Source organism: Mesorhizobium sp. WSM4841, assembly GCF_055811515.1.
The window spans coordinates 149,746-167,767 of sequence record NZ_JBVVQC010000003.1; the positions used below are offsets into that span (position 1 = coordinate 149,746).

At 61.6% G+C, this 18,022-nt stretch carries 17 protein-coding genes and 5 pseudogenes; 9 read left to right on the forward strand and 13 right to left on the reverse strand.

What is annotated here, in order from left to right; genetic code table 11:
• Window positions 1-23: 23 nt before the first annotated feature.
• The gene (locus AC0L14_RS04630) at window positions 24-887 is read right to left on the reverse strand and encodes a DMT family transporter (protein ID WP_473527635.1); all 864 of its coding nucleotides are present in this window, start codon (window positions 885-887) and stop codon (window positions 24-26) included.
• 106 nt (window positions 888-993) lie between these two features.
• Here AC0L14_RS04630 and AC0L14_RS04635 point away from each other — a divergent pair, with 106 nt between their 5' ends.
• The gene (locus tag AC0L14_RS04635) at window positions 994-2,397 is read left to right on the forward strand and encodes an aminotransferase-like domain-containing protein (protein ID WP_473748771.1); all 1,404 of its coding nucleotides are present in this window, start codon (window positions 994-996) and stop codon (window positions 2,395-2,397) included.
• Window positions 2,398-2,438: 41 nt separating this feature from the next.
• On the opposite strand, the gene AC0L14_RS04640 is transcribed toward AC0L14_RS04635, so the two are convergent.
• The 4 genes and pseudogenes from AC0L14_RS04640 to AC0L14_RS04655 all read right to left on the reverse strand — a co-directional run bounded on the left by AC0L14_RS04640 (window position 2,439) and on the right by AC0L14_RS04655 (window position 4,476).
• Window positions 2,439-2,936, reverse strand: coding sequence for a MaoC family dehydratase (locus AC0L14_RS04640; RefSeq protein WP_473490019.1), 498 nt, complete (start codon window positions 2,934-2,936; stop codon window positions 2,439-2,441).
• A gap of 237 nt (window positions 2,937-3,173) precedes the next feature.
• On the reverse strand, window positions 3,174-3,602 hold the full coding sequence (locus AC0L14_RS04645; protein ID WP_473490018.1) for a phasin family protein: 429 nt from the start codon (window positions 3,600-3,602) through the stop codon (window positions 3,174-3,176).
• Window positions 3,603-3,697: 95 nt separating this feature from the next.
• A pseudogene (locus tag AC0L14_RS04650) lies at window positions 3,698-3,844 on the reverse strand (DUF445 family protein); the annotation flags it as partial.
• The gene (locus AC0L14_RS04655; RefSeq protein WP_473527636.1) at window positions 3,802-4,476 is read right to left on the reverse strand and encodes a hypothetical protein; all 675 of its coding nucleotides are present in this window, start codon (window positions 4,474-4,476) and stop codon (window positions 3,802-3,804) included. The gene AC0L14_RS04655 and the pseudogene AC0L14_RS04650, both read right to left, overlap by 43 nt.
• Before the next feature lie 144 nt (window positions 4,477-4,620).
• Between AC0L14_RS04655 and AC0L14_RS04660 the strand changes: the two genes are divergently transcribed.
• Together AC0L14_RS04660 and AC0L14_RS04665 are read left to right on the forward strand one after the other, a co-directional pair.
• Entirely contained in the window at window positions 4,621-5,913 is a 1,293-nt protein-coding gene (locus AC0L14_RS04660) for a DUF445 domain-containing protein (RefSeq protein WP_473486513.1), read from the forward strand.
• A gap of 45 nt (window positions 5,914-5,958) precedes the next feature.
• Window positions 5,959-6,510, forward strand: a complete 552-nt coding sequence (locus AC0L14_RS04665; RefSeq protein ID WP_473527637.1) for an HMA2 domain-containing protein — start codon at window positions 5,959-5,961, stop codon at window positions 6,508-6,510.
• 15 nt (window positions 6,511-6,525) lie between these two features.
• On the opposite strand, the gene AC0L14_RS04670 is transcribed toward AC0L14_RS04665, so the two are convergent.
• The 3 genes from AC0L14_RS04670 to AC0L14_RS04680 all read right to left on the reverse strand — a co-directional run bounded on the left by AC0L14_RS04670 (window position 6,526) and on the right by AC0L14_RS04680 (window position 10,397).
• Window positions 6,526-9,360: a cation-translocating P-type ATPase gene (locus AC0L14_RS04670; protein WP_473527638.1), complete on the reverse strand. Its 2,835-nt coding sequence runs from the start codon at window positions 9,358-9,360 to the stop codon at window positions 6,526-6,528.
• Window positions 9,361-9,693: 333 nt separating this feature from the next.
• The gene (locus tag AC0L14_RS04675) at window positions 9,694-10,014 is read right to left on the reverse strand and encodes a DUF5132 domain-containing protein (protein ID WP_473486516.1); all 321 of its coding nucleotides are present in this window, start codon (window positions 10,012-10,014) and stop codon (window positions 9,694-9,696) included.
• 119 nt (window positions 10,015-10,133) lie between these two features.
• Entirely contained in the window at window positions 10,134-10,397 is a 264-nt protein-coding gene (locus AC0L14_RS04680) for a DUF5132 domain-containing protein (protein WP_095494486.1), read from the reverse strand.
• 527 nt (window positions 10,398-10,924) lie between these two features.
• On the opposite strand from AC0L14_RS04680, the gene rirA reads away from it, so the two are divergent.
• Entirely contained in the window at window positions 10,925-11,386 is a 462-nt protein-coding gene (rirA, locus tag AC0L14_RS04685) for an iron-responsive transcriptional regulator RirA (protein WP_027156154.1), read from the forward strand.
• 174 nt (window positions 11,387-11,560) lie between these two features.
• Here rirA and AC0L14_RS04690 read toward each other — a convergent pair.
• The 5 genes and pseudogenes from AC0L14_RS04690 to hemP form a co-directional block, all read right to left on the reverse strand.
• Window positions 11,561-12,079, reverse strand: a pseudogene (locus AC0L14_RS04690) (ATP-binding cassette domain-containing protein); the annotation flags it as partial.
• A pseudogene (locus AC0L14_RS04695) lies at window positions 12,079-13,050 on the reverse strand (FecCD family ABC transporter permease); the annotation flags it as partial. The pseudogenes AC0L14_RS04695 and AC0L14_RS04690, both read right to left, overlap by 1 nt.
• Window positions 13,051-13,061: 11 nt before the next feature.
• Window positions 13,062-13,680, reverse strand: a pseudogene (locus tag AC0L14_RS04700) (heme/hemin ABC transporter substrate-binding protein).
• A gap of 11 nt (window positions 13,681-13,691) precedes the next feature.
• Complete coding sequence (locus AC0L14_RS04705) at window positions 13,692-14,753, reverse strand: hemin-degrading factor (RefSeq protein ID WP_473748772.1); 1,062 nt, start codon at window positions 14,751-14,753, stop codon at window positions 13,692-13,694.
• 11 nt (window positions 14,754-14,764) lie between these two features.
• Entirely contained in the window at window positions 14,765-14,971 is a 207-nt protein-coding gene (gene hemP / locus AC0L14_RS04710) for a hemin uptake protein HemP (protein ID WP_473527643.1), read from the reverse strand.
• A 158-nt stretch (window positions 14,972-15,129) separates the two neighbouring features.
• On the opposite strand from hemP, the pseudogene AC0L14_RS04715 reads away from it, so the two are divergent.
• The 5 genes and pseudogenes from AC0L14_RS04715 to hmuQ form a co-directional block, all read left to right on the forward strand.
• Window positions 15,130-15,405: pseudogene (locus AC0L14_RS04715) on the forward strand (hypothetical protein); the annotation flags it as partial.
• A gap of 137 nt (window positions 15,406-15,542) precedes the next feature.
• Complete coding sequence (locus tag AC0L14_RS04720; protein ID WP_473527644.1) at window positions 15,543-15,944, forward strand: TonB-dependent receptor domain-containing protein; 402 nt, start codon at window positions 15,543-15,545, stop codon at window positions 15,942-15,944.
• Between the two features lie 5 nt (window positions 15,945-15,949).
• On the forward strand, window positions 15,950-16,393 hold the full coding sequence (locus tag AC0L14_RS04725) for a hypothetical protein (RefSeq protein ID WP_236376692.1): 444 nt from the start codon (window positions 15,950-15,952) through the stop codon (window positions 16,391-16,393).
• Between the two features lie 139 nt (window positions 16,394-16,532).
• The gene (locus tag AC0L14_RS04730) at window positions 16,533-17,522 is read left to right on the forward strand and encodes an energy transducer TonB family protein (protein ID WP_473748773.1); all 990 of its coding nucleotides are present in this window, start codon (window positions 16,533-16,535) and stop codon (window positions 17,520-17,522) included.
• Between the two features lie 69 nt (window positions 17,523-17,591).
• Window positions 17,592-17,906, forward strand: coding sequence for a heme-degrading protein HmuQ (gene hmuQ, locus AC0L14_RS04735; RefSeq protein ID WP_473527646.1), 315 nt, complete (start codon window positions 17,592-17,594; stop codon window positions 17,904-17,906).
• Window positions 17,907-18,022: the final 116 nt, after the last annotated feature.

Below are 18,022 nucleotides of genomic sequence, written 5' to 3' on the forward strand. Positions count from 1 at the left end.
GGAGAAGGAAGAAGGGCCGGCGCCTATCTCGCATATCTCTTCGCACCGACCACGCAAAGCACGACGGCAGCGGTGACGGCAATCATGGCGGGACTGACCGGCTCATGCAGCAGCGTTGCCGCCAGCCCAAGGCCGAAGAACGGCTGGAGAAGCTGCAACTGCCCGACCGCAGCGATGCCGCCTTGCGCCAGCCCGCGATACCAGAACACAAAACCGATCAGCATGCTGAACAGCGAGACATAGGCCAGGCCGATCCAGGCGGCGTTGCCGACGGGTTCGAGCGACGGTGGCATGGTGATGAGCGTCAGGGCCAGCATGACCGGCAGCGACAACACCAGCGCCCATGAGATCACCTGCCAGCCGCCGAGTTTGCGGGACAGCGTGGCGCCTTCCGCATAGCCCAGTCCGCACAGGATAATGGCGGCCAGCATCAGCATGTCGCCAAGCGGCGCGGCCGCCACACCTTGCGTCACTGCAAAACCGGCAACAAGGGCGCTGCCAAGGCATGAAAACAGCCAGAAAGCCGGTTTGGGGCGATCGCCGCCGCGAATGACGCCGAAGATTGCGGTCGCCAGCGGCAACAGGCCGACGAAGATGATGGAATGGGCCGAGGTGATGTGCTTGAGCGCCAGCGCGGTCAGCAGCGGAAAGCCGACCACGACGCCAAGCGCCACGATGGCCAGCGACAGCAGATCGCGCCGCTCCGGACGCTTCTGGCGAAAAGCGAGCAGGAGCGCGAGGCCCAGAATGCCTGCCGTGGCAGCACGGGCGACGGTTAGGAACGTCGGATCGAAATCCATCACCGCGACGCGCGTTGCCGGAAGCGATCCGCTGAAAATCAGCACGCCTACGAATCCGTTGATCCAGCCGCCCGCCGTCTTATCCATCGCACGCTCCTGATGTTCTCGCCCTCTATCGGGCCGGACATGTGGCGCCACCAGGGACAATGAGGTACAGTTTGATAAAACTGTTATGGTAGATTGAGCAGTACGGATGGACGAGCAGGCGACGGCAAATGAGGGCAGCGGGACGCTTGTCGAAAGCGTCATGGCGACGATCAGGCACAGGATCGCCGCACGCAGCCTGACACCGGGAACCCGGCTGCCTTCGATCCGGGCTTTTGCGAAAACCATGCAGGTTTCGAAATCCACCGTGGTCGAAGCCTATGAGCGGCTTGCGGCGGAAGGCATCATCCGCTCGCGTCCAGGTTCGGGCTTTTATGCCGCCGGACCGCTGGCTCCTTTGTCGCTGGCCGAGATCGGCCCCAGGCTTGATCGAGCTGTCGATCCGCTCTGGGTTTCGCGCCAATCGCTAGAAGCCGGCGACGGCGTGCTCAAACCCGGCTGCGGCTGGCTGCCTGCCTCCTGGATGCCCGAGGCTGGATTGCGCCGGGCCCTGCGGACAATGGCACGCGGCGATGATGTCACGCTGACGGATTACGGCACCCCGCTCGGGCTGCCGCCGCTGCGTCATCTGCTCGCACGGCGCATGGCAGAGCACGGCATCGAGGCATCTCCCGACCAGATCATGCTGACGGAATCGGGCACCCAGGCCATCGACCTCCTCTGCCGGTTCCTGCTCGAGCCGGGCGACACGGTGCTGGTGGACGATCCCTGCTATTTCAACTTCCATGCCCTGCTGCGCGCTCACCGGGCCAAGGTGGTCGGCGTTCCCTATACGCCGTCGGGACCGGATATCGAGCTGTTTGGGCAGGCGCTGATCGAGCACCGGCCGCGCCTCTACATCACCAATTCCGCACTTCACAATCCAACGGGTGCAATTCTGTCGCCGGTCGTCGCCCATCGATTGCTCAAGCTCGCCGACCAATCGGATCTGACGATCATCGAAGACGATATCTTTGCCGACTTCGAACACACGCCCGCGCCCAGGCTGGCGGCGTTCGACGGTCTTGGTCGCGTCGTCCATATCGGCAGCTTCTCCAAGACGCTTTCGGCGTCGGTGCGCTGCGGCTTCATCGCGGCTCCGCGCGACTGGATGGAGGGGCTGACCGACCTCAAGATCGCCACGTCCTTCGGCAGCGGCAGGCTTGCCTCCGAACTGGTGCTGACGCTGCTGAAGGACGGCAGCTATCGCAAGCACGTGGATTTGCTGCGCACGCGGCTTTCACGCGCCATGGCTGAGACAAGAACCCGCCTGAAGACGATCGGCGTGACGCCGTGGATCGACCAGCCCGCCGGCATGTTCTTATGGTGCAGCCTGCCGGAAGGCGTGGATGCAGCGGAAACAGCCCGCCGCGCCTTGTCGGCCAATGTCGTGCTGGCGCCCGGCAATGCGTTCAGCCTGTCCCAAACTGCCAGCCGTTTCCTGCGCTTCAACGCCGCGCAGTCGGCAGACGAGAGAATCTTCAGGACGCTTGAAGAGGCAATGTCGCGATGATTTTCGCTGTCACGAAGATGCAGGCCCTGGCGCTTCGCCCCTCAGGCCCTTGCCCGCCTCCGGCGCTCATAGAGCATAACGAGCGTTTCGGCGGTCAGCGCCGGCTTCTGCTCACCTTCGATCTCGACGATATTGGCCGCCTTCATCAGATACTGGCCGGGACCTTTGTCCTCCATGGACAAAAGCGTGATGCGCAGCCTGATGCGCGCGCCGGCCCTGACCGGGGCCAGGAACCGCACTTTGTCGAAGCCATAGTTGAAGACGGCTTGCGTGTTTTCGGGCACGATGCCCATGTCGAGCGCCAGCGCGCCGATGATCGACAGCGTTAGATAGCCATGCGCGATGGTGGCGCGGAACGGGCTCTGCCGCTTCGCCCGCTCTGGATCGACATGGATCCATTGGCGGTCGCCCGTGCATTCGGCGAACTGGTCGATGCGGCTCTGGTCAACCGTCGTCCACTCCGACACGCCAAGCTCCTGCCCTGTCATCGTCCTGAGCTGTTCGTAGGTCGGCGGCGTCCTCAGCCGTGTTTGCGTCATTCCTGCTTTCCCGATCGCTTGCCCTGCCTCCGGACCACGAACCGGCCGCCTCTGTCAATTCGCTCCGCGCGTTCCGCTGCGGTATCCTCGGCCGGATGCCTGTGTCCAGCGCCGGAAACAGGTTCATCCGAGCAAGAGAAACTTTGTGCGCCTCGCCGGGGCCAAAGACCAACAATACGGCTTTCAGCAGCCGGACATGACGGGAGAAAAGTCCGCCTGCTTTGGCTTGGGAACAGCCTACTTCTTATCGTAGCTGCTGCGGATTTCCGCCATCGCCTCCTTGATACGCTCGCGCAGGATCTCGACCGATTCGGTCCCGGATTTCCTGGCCAGTTCGGCCACCTCGCCGGCATTCTTCAATGCGGTCTCGAAGGATTTCCTGGCGAACGCCGCTTGCTTGGCCATCAACTCCCGAGGATCGCCCGGCGCCCTGTAGCTCTGCGCCATGTCGGCGATCTCGTGCAGCGTGTCCTGCAGCATCTCGCGCTGCCTGGAGAGCAGCGACGACGCTCCGGCGGCACTCGCCCTGGCCGATTTTTCCAGTGCCTCGAGGTTCTTGCGATGATGGTTGAGGATCGCCTCGACATCGACGTTCGGCAGCTTCAGGTCGCGGCCGAACCTGGCGAAAATGTCCATGAAGGTGTCGGATTCCGGTTGCTTTGCCATGGTGGCTTCTCCCCTGGCGCTGCGAATGCGGCACCTGAAGAGAACATAGGGCACTGGAGCCTCACGGTCCATTCGGCCGCGCAACAGATCGCGGCTCAGTTGACGAGGAACAGCCGTTCCACAGTATGGAGCACGACGCCGGCAAGGCCGCCGATGACCATGCCGTTGAAGCGGATATATTGCAGGTCCCTGTCGATGTTCATGGTGAGCTGGGCAAAGTCCCAGCGCTTGACCTGATCGGCGGCGTGTCAGTCGCTAGAGGGTCTTCGGATTTCGATTCGTCCGATTGGCTGGCTTGCATTTCGGGGCTGGAGCCGGACAGCTGCCTGACGACGAACGCATAGAAGAGGAGGGATGATGCCGATCCCGCCCATCGGCCCCTTGTCAATTGCAGAATTCCAAGGCCGCCAAAGACGAGCGCAATAAATGGATTCTTGAGAATTCGTAGCGCACCGAACGCATTCCAGAAGTTTTCGGTGGCGGGACCCAATCCATAACCTCGCGTCGCCCGGTAAGCGGCCAGACCACCCAACAGGCCGATTATGGTCGCTCTGCCCCCTTCCAACGCGGGGTTCCTGTCGTCCGCCTTGTCTCCGCTCGGAACGGGCGGCTCTCGGCGAGGCGGCGGCGAAAATGTTTCCTGCAGGTCGAACACTTCGCCGTCGGCCGCAATTTTGCGAATCGAGGGCAAATCCGTCTTGTGCTCGATGATAAAGCTTCCGGTCATCGGGTTCGCCCTCAAACCGGCAATCTCCGGATAGTTCGAGAGCTTCTCGATCGCCGAGCGGAAATAGGACACGTCGCCGCGGAAATCGGAAACTTTCACCCGAAGGCGCCCCGGCATGGTGTGTTCGACTGTCGCTTTGGGAAGCATGACTCGCCTGCTCGTTGGAACCCTGTTTGCGCCCCCGATGCCAGCTGGTCTTTTCGCCGCACTCCTTTGTATTGCCTTCAGCCTCGCATATCGAGGAGTCTTGCACCAGAGCACTCTGCTCACTGATTATACAGGAGTCTCGGTATGCCGGTAGATTCGTCCTCTCCCCTTTCAATCTCCGAACAAGCCACTGACGCGAGCGCCGGGGACGACCAAATCGCCATCCGGCGCCAGCGTCGCAACCGCGCCTTCGCCAACGGTCTCCTTGGCTCAATGGCAGCGATCGTCGTAAGCACGCATTGGGTTGATAATCCGGGCTTCGCCACATTGCTGCTGCGGTCAGGCGCCGAGGCTGGCCTGGTCGGGGGGCTGGCGGACTGGTTTGCCGTCACGGCGCTGTTTCGCCACCCTTTAGGTGTCCCGATTCCGCATACCGCTATCATCCCGAACAGCAGGGATCGCATTGCCACAACGCTCGGGCGCTTCATAGAGCGGCATTTCCTCACGGCGGACACTGTCCTTGCCAAGTTGCGCAGCGTTGGTGTCGGACACCGCTTCGCCACCTGGATTGCTCTTCCTTCCAGTGCCGATGCGATCGCCGATACGATTGTCGACGCACTACCATACCTGATCCGATCTGCGGGAAGCCCCGACCTGCTGAATTTCGCCCATCGCACGCTTGGCGAGCAGCTTCGGCAAGCCGACTTTACGCCTGTCCTCGGCCGCGTTCTTCATGCGCTGACGGTCAGCGGAGAAGCCGACGTCGTATTCGACCGCGCCATCCAAGTTGCCGAAAAATTACTCCAGGAGAACAGCGGCCAGATCGAAAAACTTGTGCAGGAACGCAGTCGCTGGTGGATTCCGAAAGCCATAGACCGCCGGATAGCTGCTGCGCTTATTTCAGGTGTGATCGAAGTATTGCACAAGCTGCAGGAGCCTGAAGGTGACGCGCGGCTGAAATTCCGGAAAGCAATATTGGACCTTGTTCACACCCTGCAAACATCTCCCGAGCAGCGGGAGCAGATAAATGCAGCCAAAAACCGTTTGCTCGAGCATCCCGGCATTCAGGCATGGCTCGGTTCAATCTGGACCGAGCTGTCAGAGCTTGCTCTACAGGATTTGCAAACGCCCTCGTCGAAGACGCGCGCCAGCCTTCAGCGTGGGCTTTCCCTGTTCGGACAGGCGCTTGCGACCGATGAGGCAATGCAGAAACACCTCGACTCTGCGCTGGAACGCTTGGCGCTTTATATCGTCACGTGGCGCGGCGAGATCAGCTCCTTCTTCAGCGACGTCGTCAGGAACTGGGACACGAAAGCTCTATCGGACCGCCTCGAACTGGTTGTCGGGAGCGATCTCCAATACATCCGCATGAATGGAACCATTGTAGGCGCGCTCGTCGGATGCCTCCTCTATCTCGGAACATGGGCGATTTCCTAAGAAATCGCGCCGCCCAGCAAAGCCTGCGACTGTCATCAAGCTTTTGTGAAAATCTCCTATCTCGCTCGCGAATGGTCGCCTTGGCGGCATGAAAGTGAGCGAATCGAGATGCATGTTCAAAAAACCGCCCGTGTCGTTCACCGCACAACGGGCCGTCTACGGATCAAAATTCCCGCTGCGCGCTATCAGGTCGCGTTTTTCGCCAATCTGCAGCGAGAGCTTCTCGGCGTGGAGGGCATATCCAGCGTCACCGTCAATCCCACGGCCGCAAGCCTGGTGATCGTGCACGATAATAGTGTCGATCCGTTGGCTGCCTGCCGCGGCATTCCGTATCTGACGGTCGAATCGACTCTTCATCCGCTCGTCGTGACGAACGGTCGGGCTGACGGCATGAGCGGGCGCGAACTGGACCTGGTGTTCCTGCTGGCAAAGTTTCTGCCTCTCGTCTTCGCGAGGCATCCTGCTGCCCAACTGGCAGAGGTCCTGGCCGAACCGGTGCTTCGTGCGGTTGTCGGCACCATGATGCGACCTCAGTCGCATCGATCGCCGACTGTAACGTATGAGCAAGTCGAAGAACCTATGCCGATCGCAGCGTAAGGCCGGGGGCTGCAATTACACCGGTGCCGGAAGGTTCGTTTGCTCCTTTGCACGGGTCCAGACCAACTCGCCGTCGGCGGCATCACGTCGCGATTTCATCCATTCCATTGCCAGGAAGGGAAGAGTTCCACCGGCGAGGGTAATGATGGCGTCTGTTCCGGTGATCGGTGCTATCCCGAGAAGCCTTCTGAAAAACGGTATTAAGAGGCAGCCGGCCTGAACGGCCATCGACCCCCCAATGATCAGGGAGAGCGCGCGATTGGGCGGTCGCGGGCTGCGATCAAAGATGCTGTGCCTATCGGAACGCGATGTGATGGCATGAAGAAGCTGGGCCATCACCAGGCTTTCGAAAGTCATGGTCCTCGTGATTGGAGAATCCAATCCATAGCGCGTGGCGCCGAGAAGGCTCACCGCCATCGCTCCACCGCTTATGATCGCAGATTGAGCGGCAAGCCGCCCGATTTCACCACGCCGCAATATCGCCGTGTGGTCTTCTTTCGGTGCCTGCCGAAGAATGTCGGGTTCAGGCGCTTCCATCGCCAGTCCGATGCCAGGCAGCACGTCCGAGATCAGGTTTATCCAGAGGAGCTGCATCGGCGAGAGCGGTGCTCCGATGCCGACCGAAGTACCCGCCAGAACCAGCAGCACCTCGCTGAGGTTAGTGCTGACCAGGTAGCGAATGGTCTTCCGAATGTTGCGGTGGGTCGTGCGGCCTGTTTCGATGGCGGTGGCAAGACCGCCGAGACTACCGGTGTGGATGATGACATCCGCGATTTCCCTCGCGGCATTCATGCTCTGCTGCTGGCCGATCGCAACGCCCACGTCTGCAGCCTTCAACGCAGGGCCGTCATTCACTCCGTCACCAACCATTGCTACGGTTACACCTGCTTCCTGAAGGGAGCGAACGATTTGCAGCTTTTGCGCCGGGCTGACCCGACTGAACGCATGCGCGCGCCGAGCGGTCTGGGCAAGCTCGCCCGAAGACATGTCTTCGAGGTCCGCGCCATCGACAATCTCCACCTCGCCTCGACCGTTCAGCCCGATAAGCTCGCTAACGGCAGCCGCCGTTGCCTTCTGATCACCCGTGAGCATAATCGTCTGAATGCCGGCCTCGTGCAGCTGGCTCAGCAGTTCGCTGGTACCCGGACGCACCTGATCCGCCATCCCAACAAGCCCGAGCCAGGCAAGATCTCGACCATTGTGCCCATTCGGCTTGGAACCTGTGGCCTGTCCACGCGCGACACCCAGTACGCGAAGAGCCTGAGATGCCATTTCGAGATTTACTTTCCCGATGGCGGCGCGCCGTTCCGGAGTGAGTTCTCGCTCGGTGCCGTCCGGCAAGGTTTCGATGCGGCAACGCGCCAGGACCTCCTTCGGGCTCCCTTTCATGGCGGTCAGCGTCCCATCTTCCATTGCATGTTGCGTCACCATGAAGCGATACGTTTCGCTCCTGCGCTGCACGGATATCCGTGCAAAGCGCTTACGCAGAGATGTAACGTCCACGCCACGGTCGAGAGCGGCCTGGACGAGGCAGCCGTCGGTAGGCGAGCCGTTCAAACGCAATCCTTCCTCCGTCTGAACAATCTCGGCATCGTTGCACAGGCAGCACACTTCCAGCAGATGGCGCAACGCGTTCTGCGCGCCCCAATCCTCATTGATCGAGTAGGCGTTGTCGCCAATCCTGATCGTATCGACATCGATGTGGCCGAGGGTCAGCGTTCCCGTCTTGTCGAAGCAAACGACCCGCGCCGCCGCAAGCGTCTCGACAGCATCCAGCTTGCGGATCAGAACACCTTCACGACGCAGTTTCTCGATGCCAAGAGCAAAGGTGGTCGTCGCCACCATCGGCAGACCTTCAGGGACTGCTGCGACGGCAACAGACATCGCCGAGCGGGCCATCTGGAGAAGACCGATGCCGCGCAGCCAGCCTAGAGAGAAAAGGACTGCGCAAGTGCCCAATGTCAGCCAGCCGAGCCGCTGTCCGAGGTTCTTGAGCTCCATTTGAAGCGGCGTTTCAGGGGCGAAGGTTGCGCCGACCAGCCGCTGTATTCGTCCCGCTTGCGTGAGCGAACCTGTTGCGACCACGACCGCGCGCCCGCCGCCTCCAGTCACGATCGTTCCGCGATAGATCATGTTTGAACGGGACCCAAGAGGCAAGTTCACCCGTTCGATAGCACCCACAGTCTTCTGAATGGGTGCGCTTTCGCCCGTCAGCAGGGCTTCACTAATTGTCAAAGCCTCCTCATTCAGCAGACGCGCATCGGCCGGAACAACGTCTCCCCGTTGCACCGTAAGAACGTCCCCGGGAACGATCTGCTGAACTGGGACAGTGGCAATGACGCCTTCGCGCATAATCTGGGCGGTTTGGGGCCCCTTCGCTCCCAAACTTTGGATCGTCCGTTCCGCACGGCTTTCGGTTTGGTAGCCGATGACGGCATTCAAGCCGACTACCGCGAGAATCACGGCGGCTTCGAATGCGCCGCCGGTGAGAATGGAGACCGATGCGGCACCAAGAAGCATCGCGACCGGCAAGCTTTGAAATTGGTCCGCAAGAATGCTCGCGCGCGACCGTGGCTGAATGTTTTCGAGGATGTTGGGGCCGGTGCTTGCCAACCGCCGCAGAGCTTCATCTCCCGGCAGACCGGCGTCTGCCGAAGCCTCCAGCTTGAAACACGATTGTTTTGGCGAAAGCGTATGCCACTCCGGCCCGGCATCGGGCATCTCGCCCGGTGCGATGATCTCACCTCGCAATAAAGCTGCGAGATAGTCGATGATGGAATCAAGGCCTGACGTCACGTCAAATTGGACGACGACATTTCCGGTCAGATCGCTGGCGGTGATGCTGGACACGCCAGGCGCCGCGTAGCCTCCCCGCTCCAGCAGAGTCTTGACTGAACTTGAGCCTTGCAATCCGCCGATTTTCAGCCTGGCCCGACCCGGGACTGATGTATGGATCCGGGTAATGGACACGGCGCTGCGACTATTGGACGACTCGGGATTCCCCGACTCGGCATGCATCCCACGGCACCCTTGAGCTGACTGTTGTACCGAACTCCACCGCAAGAGCTTGCTGGGCAAAACGACTGTGCCCGCGGTGGAATCCTTTGAGGCAACGAGTGGATGGCCTGGCGTGATGCAAAGCCCTCACGCCGGTCATGACCCGTTTCAGACGAGTATTGATGCTTAGCTGCTAGGAGACTTTTCTGCAGCTTCGCTCTTACGGGCGCGACGCGCGCCGGTTTCGCTGCTGCCTCCATTGTCCGTTTCCTTGGTCGCTTCGGCCATCTCTGTTCTGGCTTCAGCAACCAAGTCGGACGTCATTTCATTCATCTCAGCAACGGCAACTCGGCCTTGGTCGTAAGCAATCAGACCGGCCTTGAGGACCGCTTTCGAAACAGGACGCAGCACGGATACGGCAAGCGGGGCCAAGAAGGCCGCTCCAACTCCGAAGGCCAGACCCGTTGCTAAGTTGCCGCCTTTAAATGCGTCTTCGAGTATCGCCATTGAACTTGCTCCTTGTTGGTGCCCCCATTCTTCTTACAGGTACAAACGAACCTCCCAAGACTCGCGAACCTCCCAAGACTCGACCCCCAAGACTTCAATTCGACAGCCGCATGTGGATGTCAGGATTGGTCCGCGGATTTCGGTTGCTCAGCCGCGGCTTTACGCGCTTCTTCCACTTCAGCCCGAGCCTCGGCCATGACGTCGCCGGTTCTCTCATTGAGTTCGGCGAAGGCAACTCGTGCTTGATCGTAAGCCACCAATCCAGCCTTGATAGCCGATTTGGCAAATGGTTTGAGGATAGGCGCAAGCATGGGGGCAATGACACCTGCTCCAATGCCAATCGCCAGCCCCGTGACGATATTGCCACCCTTCAACAAGGCCATGGCCCTACTCCTTGGAGCTTTGTCTCGACGCGACTGGAGCGCGTAAGGTTGGTCCAACGATTTGCCACCGGGATGGTTCCGCGTGAATATCGAAAATTGTCATTAATTTGTCACCCTCCTTTTACATTCAATACGGTCTCTGCAAAACGGTCTCTGCAACGAGGGCGGCGACGAAACCCAGCCACGCATGGCGGCACTCGAAAGACTTGGCGAGGGCAAAAATGAGGACGCAGAGCGCGAGCGCTACGGTGGCGACGAAGCGCCGAAAGCTTGGCGTCCGCGTCGGCATCGAACCGGACGGATGCCAAAGTCGGTGCTGATTGTGACATGGATGAACTGCTCCTGGTCGATCTCGCGGACTTAATTTAGTAATCCGCCCACCCGAATGCTCGCCAGATCAGGGTCGTCGCTTGCACGACCGCGCACGCAAACCTGACAAAAAACTTCATCTATTATGCGGTGCTTGTCTGGAATTATTCCAAGGTATGGGCCATATTAGGGCTGAGCTACTGCTTCGTGAGGACAAAATGCGGCTGACACGCCAGACCAACTACGCCATGCGCATCCTGATGTATTGCGCCGCGAATACCGATCGGCTGAGCCGCATCCCGGAGATCGCGGCCGCCTACTCGGTGTCTGAACTTTTTCTTTTCAAGATCCTGCAGCCTTTGGTCGAGCATGGTCTGGTCGAGACGGTGCGCGGCAGGAACGGCGGTGTCAGGCTCGGCCGCCCGGCCGAATCGATCACCCTGTTCGACGTCGTGCGCGTGACCGAAGAGAGCTTCGCCATGGCCGAATGCTTCGAGAACGACGCCGCCGAATGTCCGCTGGTCGACAGTTGCGCACTGAATTCGGCGCTGCGCGAGGCGCTCAATGCGTTCTTCGCCGTGCTCGAGCGCTATACGATCGCCGACATGGTGGCGGCGCGCCCGAACGTGCGCCACCTGCTCGGCATCGACATGCTGGTGCAAAGGGCGCCGGCCGCCTGAATTTGCCCTTTACCCTCTCCGAGCGTTTGCGCTGCCCCTCACCTGCCTGCCGGCATCCTCTCCCCGTATAGTGACGGAGAGAGGGACGATGTCATCGACGGTTTCGCCAATCTCCATCGTTGCAAAAAGGCCGGCAGGGCGATGAGGGGCAGCGCCGACCTTGCAAGTTGGAACTTACGCCGCTGACTGCGGCAGGACGAACGGCATGTCTCCGGCCGGCAGCACGCCGACCCTCAGCCGGCAATCGAATACTTTTTCGATCAGATCGTCGCTCAGCACGTCCTGCGGTGACCCGGTGGCGGCAAGCCTGCCGCGGTGCATGACGAAAATCCGGTCGGCATACATCGCCGTCAAATTAAGGTCGTGCAGGATGGCGACCACGCCGCCGCCCCTTCTGGCGAAATCGCGGGCGATGTTCATGATGATCAATTGGTGCTTGATGTCGAGGCTGGAAACCGGCTCGTCGAGGAAGAGATAGCGCGGTTTGCCGTCGAGGAGCGGCGCCCACACCTGGCAGAGCACACGGGCCAGTTGCACGCGCTGCTGTTCGCCGCCCGAAAGCTCCTGGTAGAAACGGCCGGCAAAGCCATCGAGATCGACCCGCGCCAGCGCCCGTTCGGGCAGGCGCTCGTCCTCGCCGGGCAGCGCGCCCGAGCGCCCGCCGAGCAGGCCGAGCCTGACGATCTCGCGCACAGCAGCAGCAGGCAAGCGCCAAGCAGCGCCGAGGCCGGCAGCAAATAACGGTTGTCCGGGCCGATGGCCAGGCGCAGCAGATGCGACACGACGATGCCGACAAAGCCGATGCCGCCGCTGACGGCGACAGACGCCCCGACTGCAGCCGAAACGCCGATGATGGCAGTGTATTTCAGCCGCTGAACCGGAATGCCGAGATGGCCGGCGGTGGCTTCGCCCAGCGCCAGCGCGTTGAGGCCCCGCGCCAGGAACGGCATCGCCGCCAACGCCAGCACGATGACAGGCCCGACGGAGCCGATTTTTTGCCAGGTCGCGCCGGCGAGCGAGCCGAGCTGCCAAAAAGGTCAGGTCGCGCAACTGCCGGTCGTCGGCCATGAAGATCAGGATACCGGTCGGCGCCATGGCAAGGGCCGCCAGCGCGATACCGGCGAGCAGCATGCTGGCGACCGAGGTTTGGCCGTGCCGGGTGGCCACCTGATAGAGCAGCAGCGTCGTCGCCAGCCCGCCGCAGAACGCCGCCAGCGGCAGAGCGAATGTGCCCAGCATCGAAGTTATCGGCCAGCACTGTGGCGCCAAGCACGATGACGGACACCGCGCCGAGGCTCGCTCCTGCCGAAACGCCGATGAGACCGGGGTCTGCCAGCGGGTTGCGGAACAGCCCTTGCATCACCGCGCCGGAGACGGCAAGCGCTGCGCCGATCAGCACGCCGAGCGTGACACGCGGCAGGCGGATATCGTAGACGGTCAGGCGGTCGCGCGCGCTCAGCGCCTCATTGCCGGGTGCGGCACCCAACAGCCAGTCGCCAACGACGCTGACGGCCGAGGCATCGGATGCGCCTGATGTCAGCGACAACAGGACGGCAACGGCAAGTCCGAGGCACAAAAGCAGGATGGCGTTGCGCGCGCCCCGAACGGTCACCGTCGGATGCTGCCGCCATAGTGCCCGCACCAGCGATCGATTGATCCACCATTGGGCGCCCGCTCAGTCCGCGGCCTGCCCGCCATAACGCGAGGCGGCAAGGTCGCGGATGACGTCGGCGGTGCGCGGCCCGAAGCCGAGCAGATAGCCGCGATCCATGCTGACCAACTGGCGCACCGCACCCGCCCGTGTCGACAATATGGACGGGTTCGCGAACAATTCGTCGTCCGATATGCCGGGACCGGCATTGTTCATCATCAGGATCACGTCCGGCCTGGCGGTGATGACAGCCTCGTCGGACAATTGCTTGTAGCCGGAGAAGCCGTCGACCGCGTCGGCGCCAAGCGCCTTGCCGACGATGCGGATCTTTTCGACAATGCCGTCGTGGTCGTAGCGCTCGGGCACCTCGATGAACGGGATGCTCGTCTTCTTCAGCGTCAGGCAGCTTGAGCGCCGCCTCGGGATAATTGCTGGTCGAATCGCGAGCGACCAGCCGGTCCGGCTCGCCGAGCGCAAAGACGATCTCGGTGATCGAACCGCCAATGGCCGCTATCTTCGACGGGTCCGCAAAAACCTCCGTCCCTTCGGCGGCGCGGGCCGGCAGCGCAAAGGCCAACGAAAGGCACATCGTGGCCCCAAGCGCCATTCTAAAAACACGCGCCCGTTCAAGCAAAGGAGCCATTGTTATTGTCCTCAGGCTGCGGTCGGGCTTGGAATGCGCGGCAGATTCTCTGCCAGAAACCGCCAGTCCTCGCGTTCGCTTTCGCCTTCGTGGCGCTTGCCGAAGAACTGGATGATCATCTTGCCGTCGGCGCCATAGGCTTCGACAGACGTGACATGGCCATCCTTGGTCGGCTTGCGCACGGCCCAGACCTCCTGGATGTGGTCGGTCCGCAGATGCAGGTGGAACGTCTCGTCCAGCACGTTGATCCACGGCCCCATCGGCTTGATCGAGGTGATCGGGCCCGAATGGATCTGGATGCAGCCGCGATTGCCGACAAAGCACATGATCGGCATCTCGCCCTCGGCGCCATGATGCAACATGGCGCTGATGGCATCGTTGTCGAGCAGCCAGGCGTAATCCTGGCCGACCATGCGCATCGCCTGGCGGCGGTCGAGCTTCAGCGTCTTCAGCATACCGAAGAACTGATGCACGTCGGCCAGCCGGCTCCAGCGGTCGCGCAGATCGTCGACGTCAGCGGAAGCGGCGGAAGTCTCGGCCTCGCTTTCAGGCCCGCCTTCTGAAATCGCGACGCTCGACTCCTGGTTCGGCGATTCCAGCTCGGCCACCAGCTTCTGATAGGCATAGAGGTTGGACGCCGGCCGCAGATGCACCTTGTGCACCGCCTCGCCTGCCGCATCGAAGAACTGCAGGCTGCGCCTGATATCGCCGCCGTCGCGCTTTTCGACGGCAAAGCCGTGCGCCCAGACTTTCGGGAAGATGCGCAGGTCGATGTTCTCGCCAAGCACCATGGCATTGTGGTTGCCGGTCACGACCTTGTCGTAGACGCCGATCTTCTCGTGCACAGCGCTTTCATTGCGCGTCAGCGCCATGACCTCGCCGACGGCCTCGAGGCCGGTCAAAAGATCATTGACGCGCGGCTCGACGCGGAGGGCGCCGTCGCCGCAATGCGCGGCGACCAGCTCGGCCTCCGAAATGCCAAGCTGGGCGGCGAGATCGCGCTCGCGCGTCTTCGGATTGTCTGCCCGCGCCCGCCGGATCTCGTGCGGCGCGGGCTTTACGCGCTGGTCCATAATTTTATTACCTACTTGTTGAGGATGAGCTTGCCCTGGCGGGTGATTTTTAGCCGGTAGAGCGCTCCGTGATGCTCGATACCGATCTCGTGCTCGCCCTGGAACAGCGAGTTGCTGGACAGGGTCCTCACCGTCAATGGGACCCGATCGAAACGAGCCGAATTGTCGTCGGAACGGCGGACGCGATCGCGAAAGTCATTGGGATTGTGCGTGTTCATCTGGTTTCGATCCCTTTCCTGGGCCGGGCCGCGCCTGGTCGCTGGCGCGGCGCTTGCGTGAAATGCCGATTCATTTCTTGACTTGAATATTCATGTTTACTAGTCAGTGCAATACCGGACTAACCGAGTCAAGATTTAAGAAGCCGGACACATCGAAAATGCAGGTCGCCGCGCATCACCGTCGGCGTCTCGCCGTTCGAAACCGCCAGCCTTGCGGGACTGCAATTCTACGGCACCTATGCCGAGGGATATCGCTCTCCTCGCTGTCGGAAACCCTCATCAGCGGCAATCATCCGGCAGGCGTCAGCTTTCCCTTCCTCCCCATTCCCGATCTGAAGCCTGAAACTGGCAAGACCGTCGAATTCGGTGTCAACTACAAGCGCGACGACATCTTCGAAGCCGGCGACGCGTTTCGTTTCAAGGCGGCCTACTTCGACAACGAGGTCGACGACTACATCGAAGGCGTCACCCCGTCGGCATTCGACCCGACCAGCGGCTGCCCGTTCGGCCCCGGCATCCCGACCTGCTTCCAGACCAGAACTTTGCAGAAGCCAGGATCCGCGGCTTTGAAATGGAAGGCGTCTATGACGCCGGCTGGGGTTTCGCCGGGCTTTCCACGTCGATCATCGATGGCCACACTATTTCCTACGACGGCGAGCGGGCAGACCTCGTCACCGTCCCCTCTTCGCAGGTCACCGGGCAACTCGGCTTCCGCTTTCTGGAGGACAAGCTGACCGTCGGCGGCGAGGTGCAGTATAATGGCAAGCCGAAGGGCAATCCGGTGGCCAAGGACTACACGCTGGTCAACGCCTTCGCCAGCTACCAGGCGACCGACAATCTCAAGGTCGACTTCCGCGCCGACAATTTGTTCGACGTCAAATACACCAACCCGTTGAATGCATCGGCCACTGTTGTAGTTTACGAGCCTGGTGTCACGCTCAAGCTGGCGGCGACAATGCGATTTGGAGGCTGACGACAATGACAAGCTTGACGGCATCGCTTCGCCTGCTGACCTCGGTGCTGGCCATGCCGCTTGCGATGGGTCCGGCGTGGGCGCAACAGTCTGCGCCGGCCCCTGCTCTCACGCTTGAGCTCAATGGCGCGCAGGCCTCCGAAAAAGGCTGCCGTCTGACCTTCGTGGTCAACAACACGCTCGGCGCCGACCTCTCGAAAGCGGCGTTCGAGATCGCGCTGTTCAACGAGGCCGGCGTCGTCGACCGGCTGACGGTGCTCGACTTCAAGGACCTGCCGGCGGGCAAGACCAAGGTGACGCGTTTCGATCTTGCCGGCGCCGACTGCGCCAAGGTCAGCCGCGTGCTGATCAACAGCTCGACCGAATGCGCCGGCACCGGCATCAAGCCGGACGCTTGCATGCGCGGACTGAAGACCGAGACCAAGACCGGCATCGCCTTCGGGGTCTGAGAAGGCAGTGGGAAGACAGTGGGGCTGGAGCCCGCATTCGCTCGAAACATAGTGGTGTGGTCCGCTGCCTGTTGCCGCTAGGGCAAATGATGTTGATTTGACAAGTCCGCGCCGGTTGCGGCAGGTCTCGCCGCGAGCCATGCAGAACATCAGTCCCCTCCCCGACGCCGATGGCGAACTGGCGCTTGCGCCGACCGGACCGCTTGCGCCTGCCCGACCGTCAGCGATGAGCCGCAATTGGACGGCGGCAATCGTCGCCTCCTGCCTGTTTCATGCGGCGGTGGCGGCCGCTTTTCTCATCGCACCTGCAGGCACGTTTGATGCCGGGGACGCAATCGAGATGGAAGGCGCCGATCGAACCGGCGCCGACGTGGTCGGCAGCGCCTTGAATGGTAAGGTGCCGGGCGCGATGAACGTCACCCTGGTGCCCGACCCGCGGCCAGCCAAGCCTGAGGTCAAGCCCCAGATCAAGCCAGAGCCGCCTGCCGACCGGCCCACCGGGGACCGGCCGATCAGGGAAATGGCCACGCAGCCGCCCGCACCCTTGCCGCAGATTGTCGAGCAACCCACTGCCGCGCCAGACATGATGGCCGACAGCCCGCAGGTGGACGAGCAGCGCGTGGCTCCGAAGATCGAAACGCCGGCAGAGCCGGCTGCCCCGGCCGAAACCGCCGAGGCGCCTCCTGCCGATGTCGGACAGCCGCCGATCCCGACGCCAAGGCCGAGCGCTACACCAGGTCCTGTCGGAGCCGGCGAAACCAACGAGGCCCGCGGCGCCGCGGATGGCGAGGAGCGCGCCGCGGTGGCTGCCAGCAAGGGCAAGGAGCAGGCAGGGGCAGGCAATGCGATCGAATCCGGCTACAGCGGTGAAGTCCAGAACAAGCTTGCCCGCGCCAACCGTCATGTTTCGAAAGCGATACAGGCGAGCGCTCGCAACAATGCCAGGGTCGTTTTCGTTGTCATGGCCGACGGCAGCATCAGCGACATACAGCTTGCCGAAAGCTCAGGCTCTGCGGAGCTTGATCAATTCGCTTTGACACTGGTGCGCAAGCAGGCACCGTTCCCTCCCATTCCAAGCGAAACCGGCAAGTCAAGCTGGGTGTTTAAAGCGCGGATCGGTCCATTTTGACAGCCTGCGCCTCATCGTATCAGGCATTCCAACACGCATCATAAAACTGCAGTCACGAAAGGACGGCCAATGTACATCGCCATGAACCGCTTCAAAGTCCAGAATGGCTCCGAGGAGGCCTTCGAGGATGTCTGGAAGAGCCGTGATTCCAGCCTCTCAGAAATGAAAGGTTTCAAGCAATTTCATCTGCTGCGCGGTCCGGTCAACGAGGCCGAAGGCTACACGCTGTTCGCTTCGCACACGGTGTGGGCGAGCCATGAGGATTTCGTCGCCTGGACCAAATCCGAAAATTTCCGCGCCGCGCACCGCAACGCCGGCTCCACCAAGCTGCACTATCTCGGCCATCCGCAGTTCGAGGGCTTTTCGGTCGTCGAGGGCGCGTGACATGACCTCGTCCGCAGCCAATTGCCGATCTCGGCGCCGCCCCTTCTCCCTTCTCCCCGTGTGGGAGAAGGTGGATTGGCGCGCAGCGCCAAGACGGATGAGGGGTGTTGGAAGGA

Excerpts from the sequence above, each read along its gene's own strand:
- AC0L14_RS04630 (WP_473527635.1), bottom strand. The coding sequence starts at position 887 with ATGGATAAGACGGCGGGCGGCTGGATCAACGGATTCGTAGGCGTGCTG.
- AC0L14_RS04635 (WP_473748771.1), top strand. The coding sequence starts at position 994 with ATGGACGAGCAGGCGACGGCAAATGAGGGCAGCGGGACGCTTGTCGAA.
- AC0L14_RS04640 (WP_473490019.1), bottom strand. The coding sequence starts at position 2,936 with ATGACGCAAACACGGCTGAGGACGCCGCCGACCTACGAACAGCTCAGG.
- AC0L14_RS04645 (WP_473490018.1), bottom strand. The coding sequence starts at position 3,602 with ATGGCAAAGCAACCGGAATCCGACACCTTCATGGACATTTTCGCCAGG.
- AC0L14_RS04655 (WP_473527636.1), bottom strand. The coding sequence starts at position 4,476 with ATGCTTCCCAAAGCGACAGTCGAACACACCATGCCGGGGCGCCTTCGG.
- AC0L14_RS04660 (WP_473486513.1), top strand. The coding sequence starts at position 4,621 with ATGCCGGTAGATTCGTCCTCTCCCCTTTCAATCTCCGAACAAGCCACT.
- AC0L14_RS04675 (WP_473486516.1), bottom strand. The coding sequence starts at position 10,014 with ATGGCGATACTCGAAGACGCATTTAAAGGCGGCAACTTAGCAACGGGT.
- AC0L14_RS04680 (WP_095494486.1), bottom strand. The coding sequence starts at position 10,397 with ATGGCCTTGTTGAAGGGTGGCAATATCGTCACGGGGCTGGCGATTGGC.
- rirA (WP_027156154.1), top strand. The coding sequence starts at position 10,925 with ATGCGGCTGACACGCCAGACCAACTACGCCATGCGCATCCTGATGTAT.
- AC0L14_RS04705 (WP_473748772.1), bottom strand. The coding sequence starts at position 14,753 with ATGGACCAGCGCGTAAAGCCCGCGCCGCACGAGATCCGGCGGGCGCGG.
- hemP (WP_473527643.1), bottom strand. The coding sequence starts at position 14,971 with ATGAACACGCACAATCCCAATGACTTTCGCGATCGCGTCCGCCGTTCC.
- AC0L14_RS04720 (WP_473527644.1), top strand. The coding sequence starts at position 15,543 with ATGGAAGGCGTCTATGACGCCGGCTGGGGTTTCGCCGGGCTTTCCACG.
- AC0L14_RS04725 (WP_236376692.1), top strand. The coding sequence starts at position 15,950 with ATGACAAGCTTGACGGCATCGCTTCGCCTGCTGACCTCGGTGCTGGCC.
- AC0L14_RS04730 (WP_473748773.1), top strand. The coding sequence starts at position 16,533 with ATGCAGAACATCAGTCCCCTCCCCGACGCCGATGGCGAACTGGCGCTT.
- hmuQ (WP_473527646.1), top strand. The coding sequence starts at position 17,592 with ATGTACATCGCCATGAACCGCTTCAAAGTCCAGAATGGCTCCGAGGAG.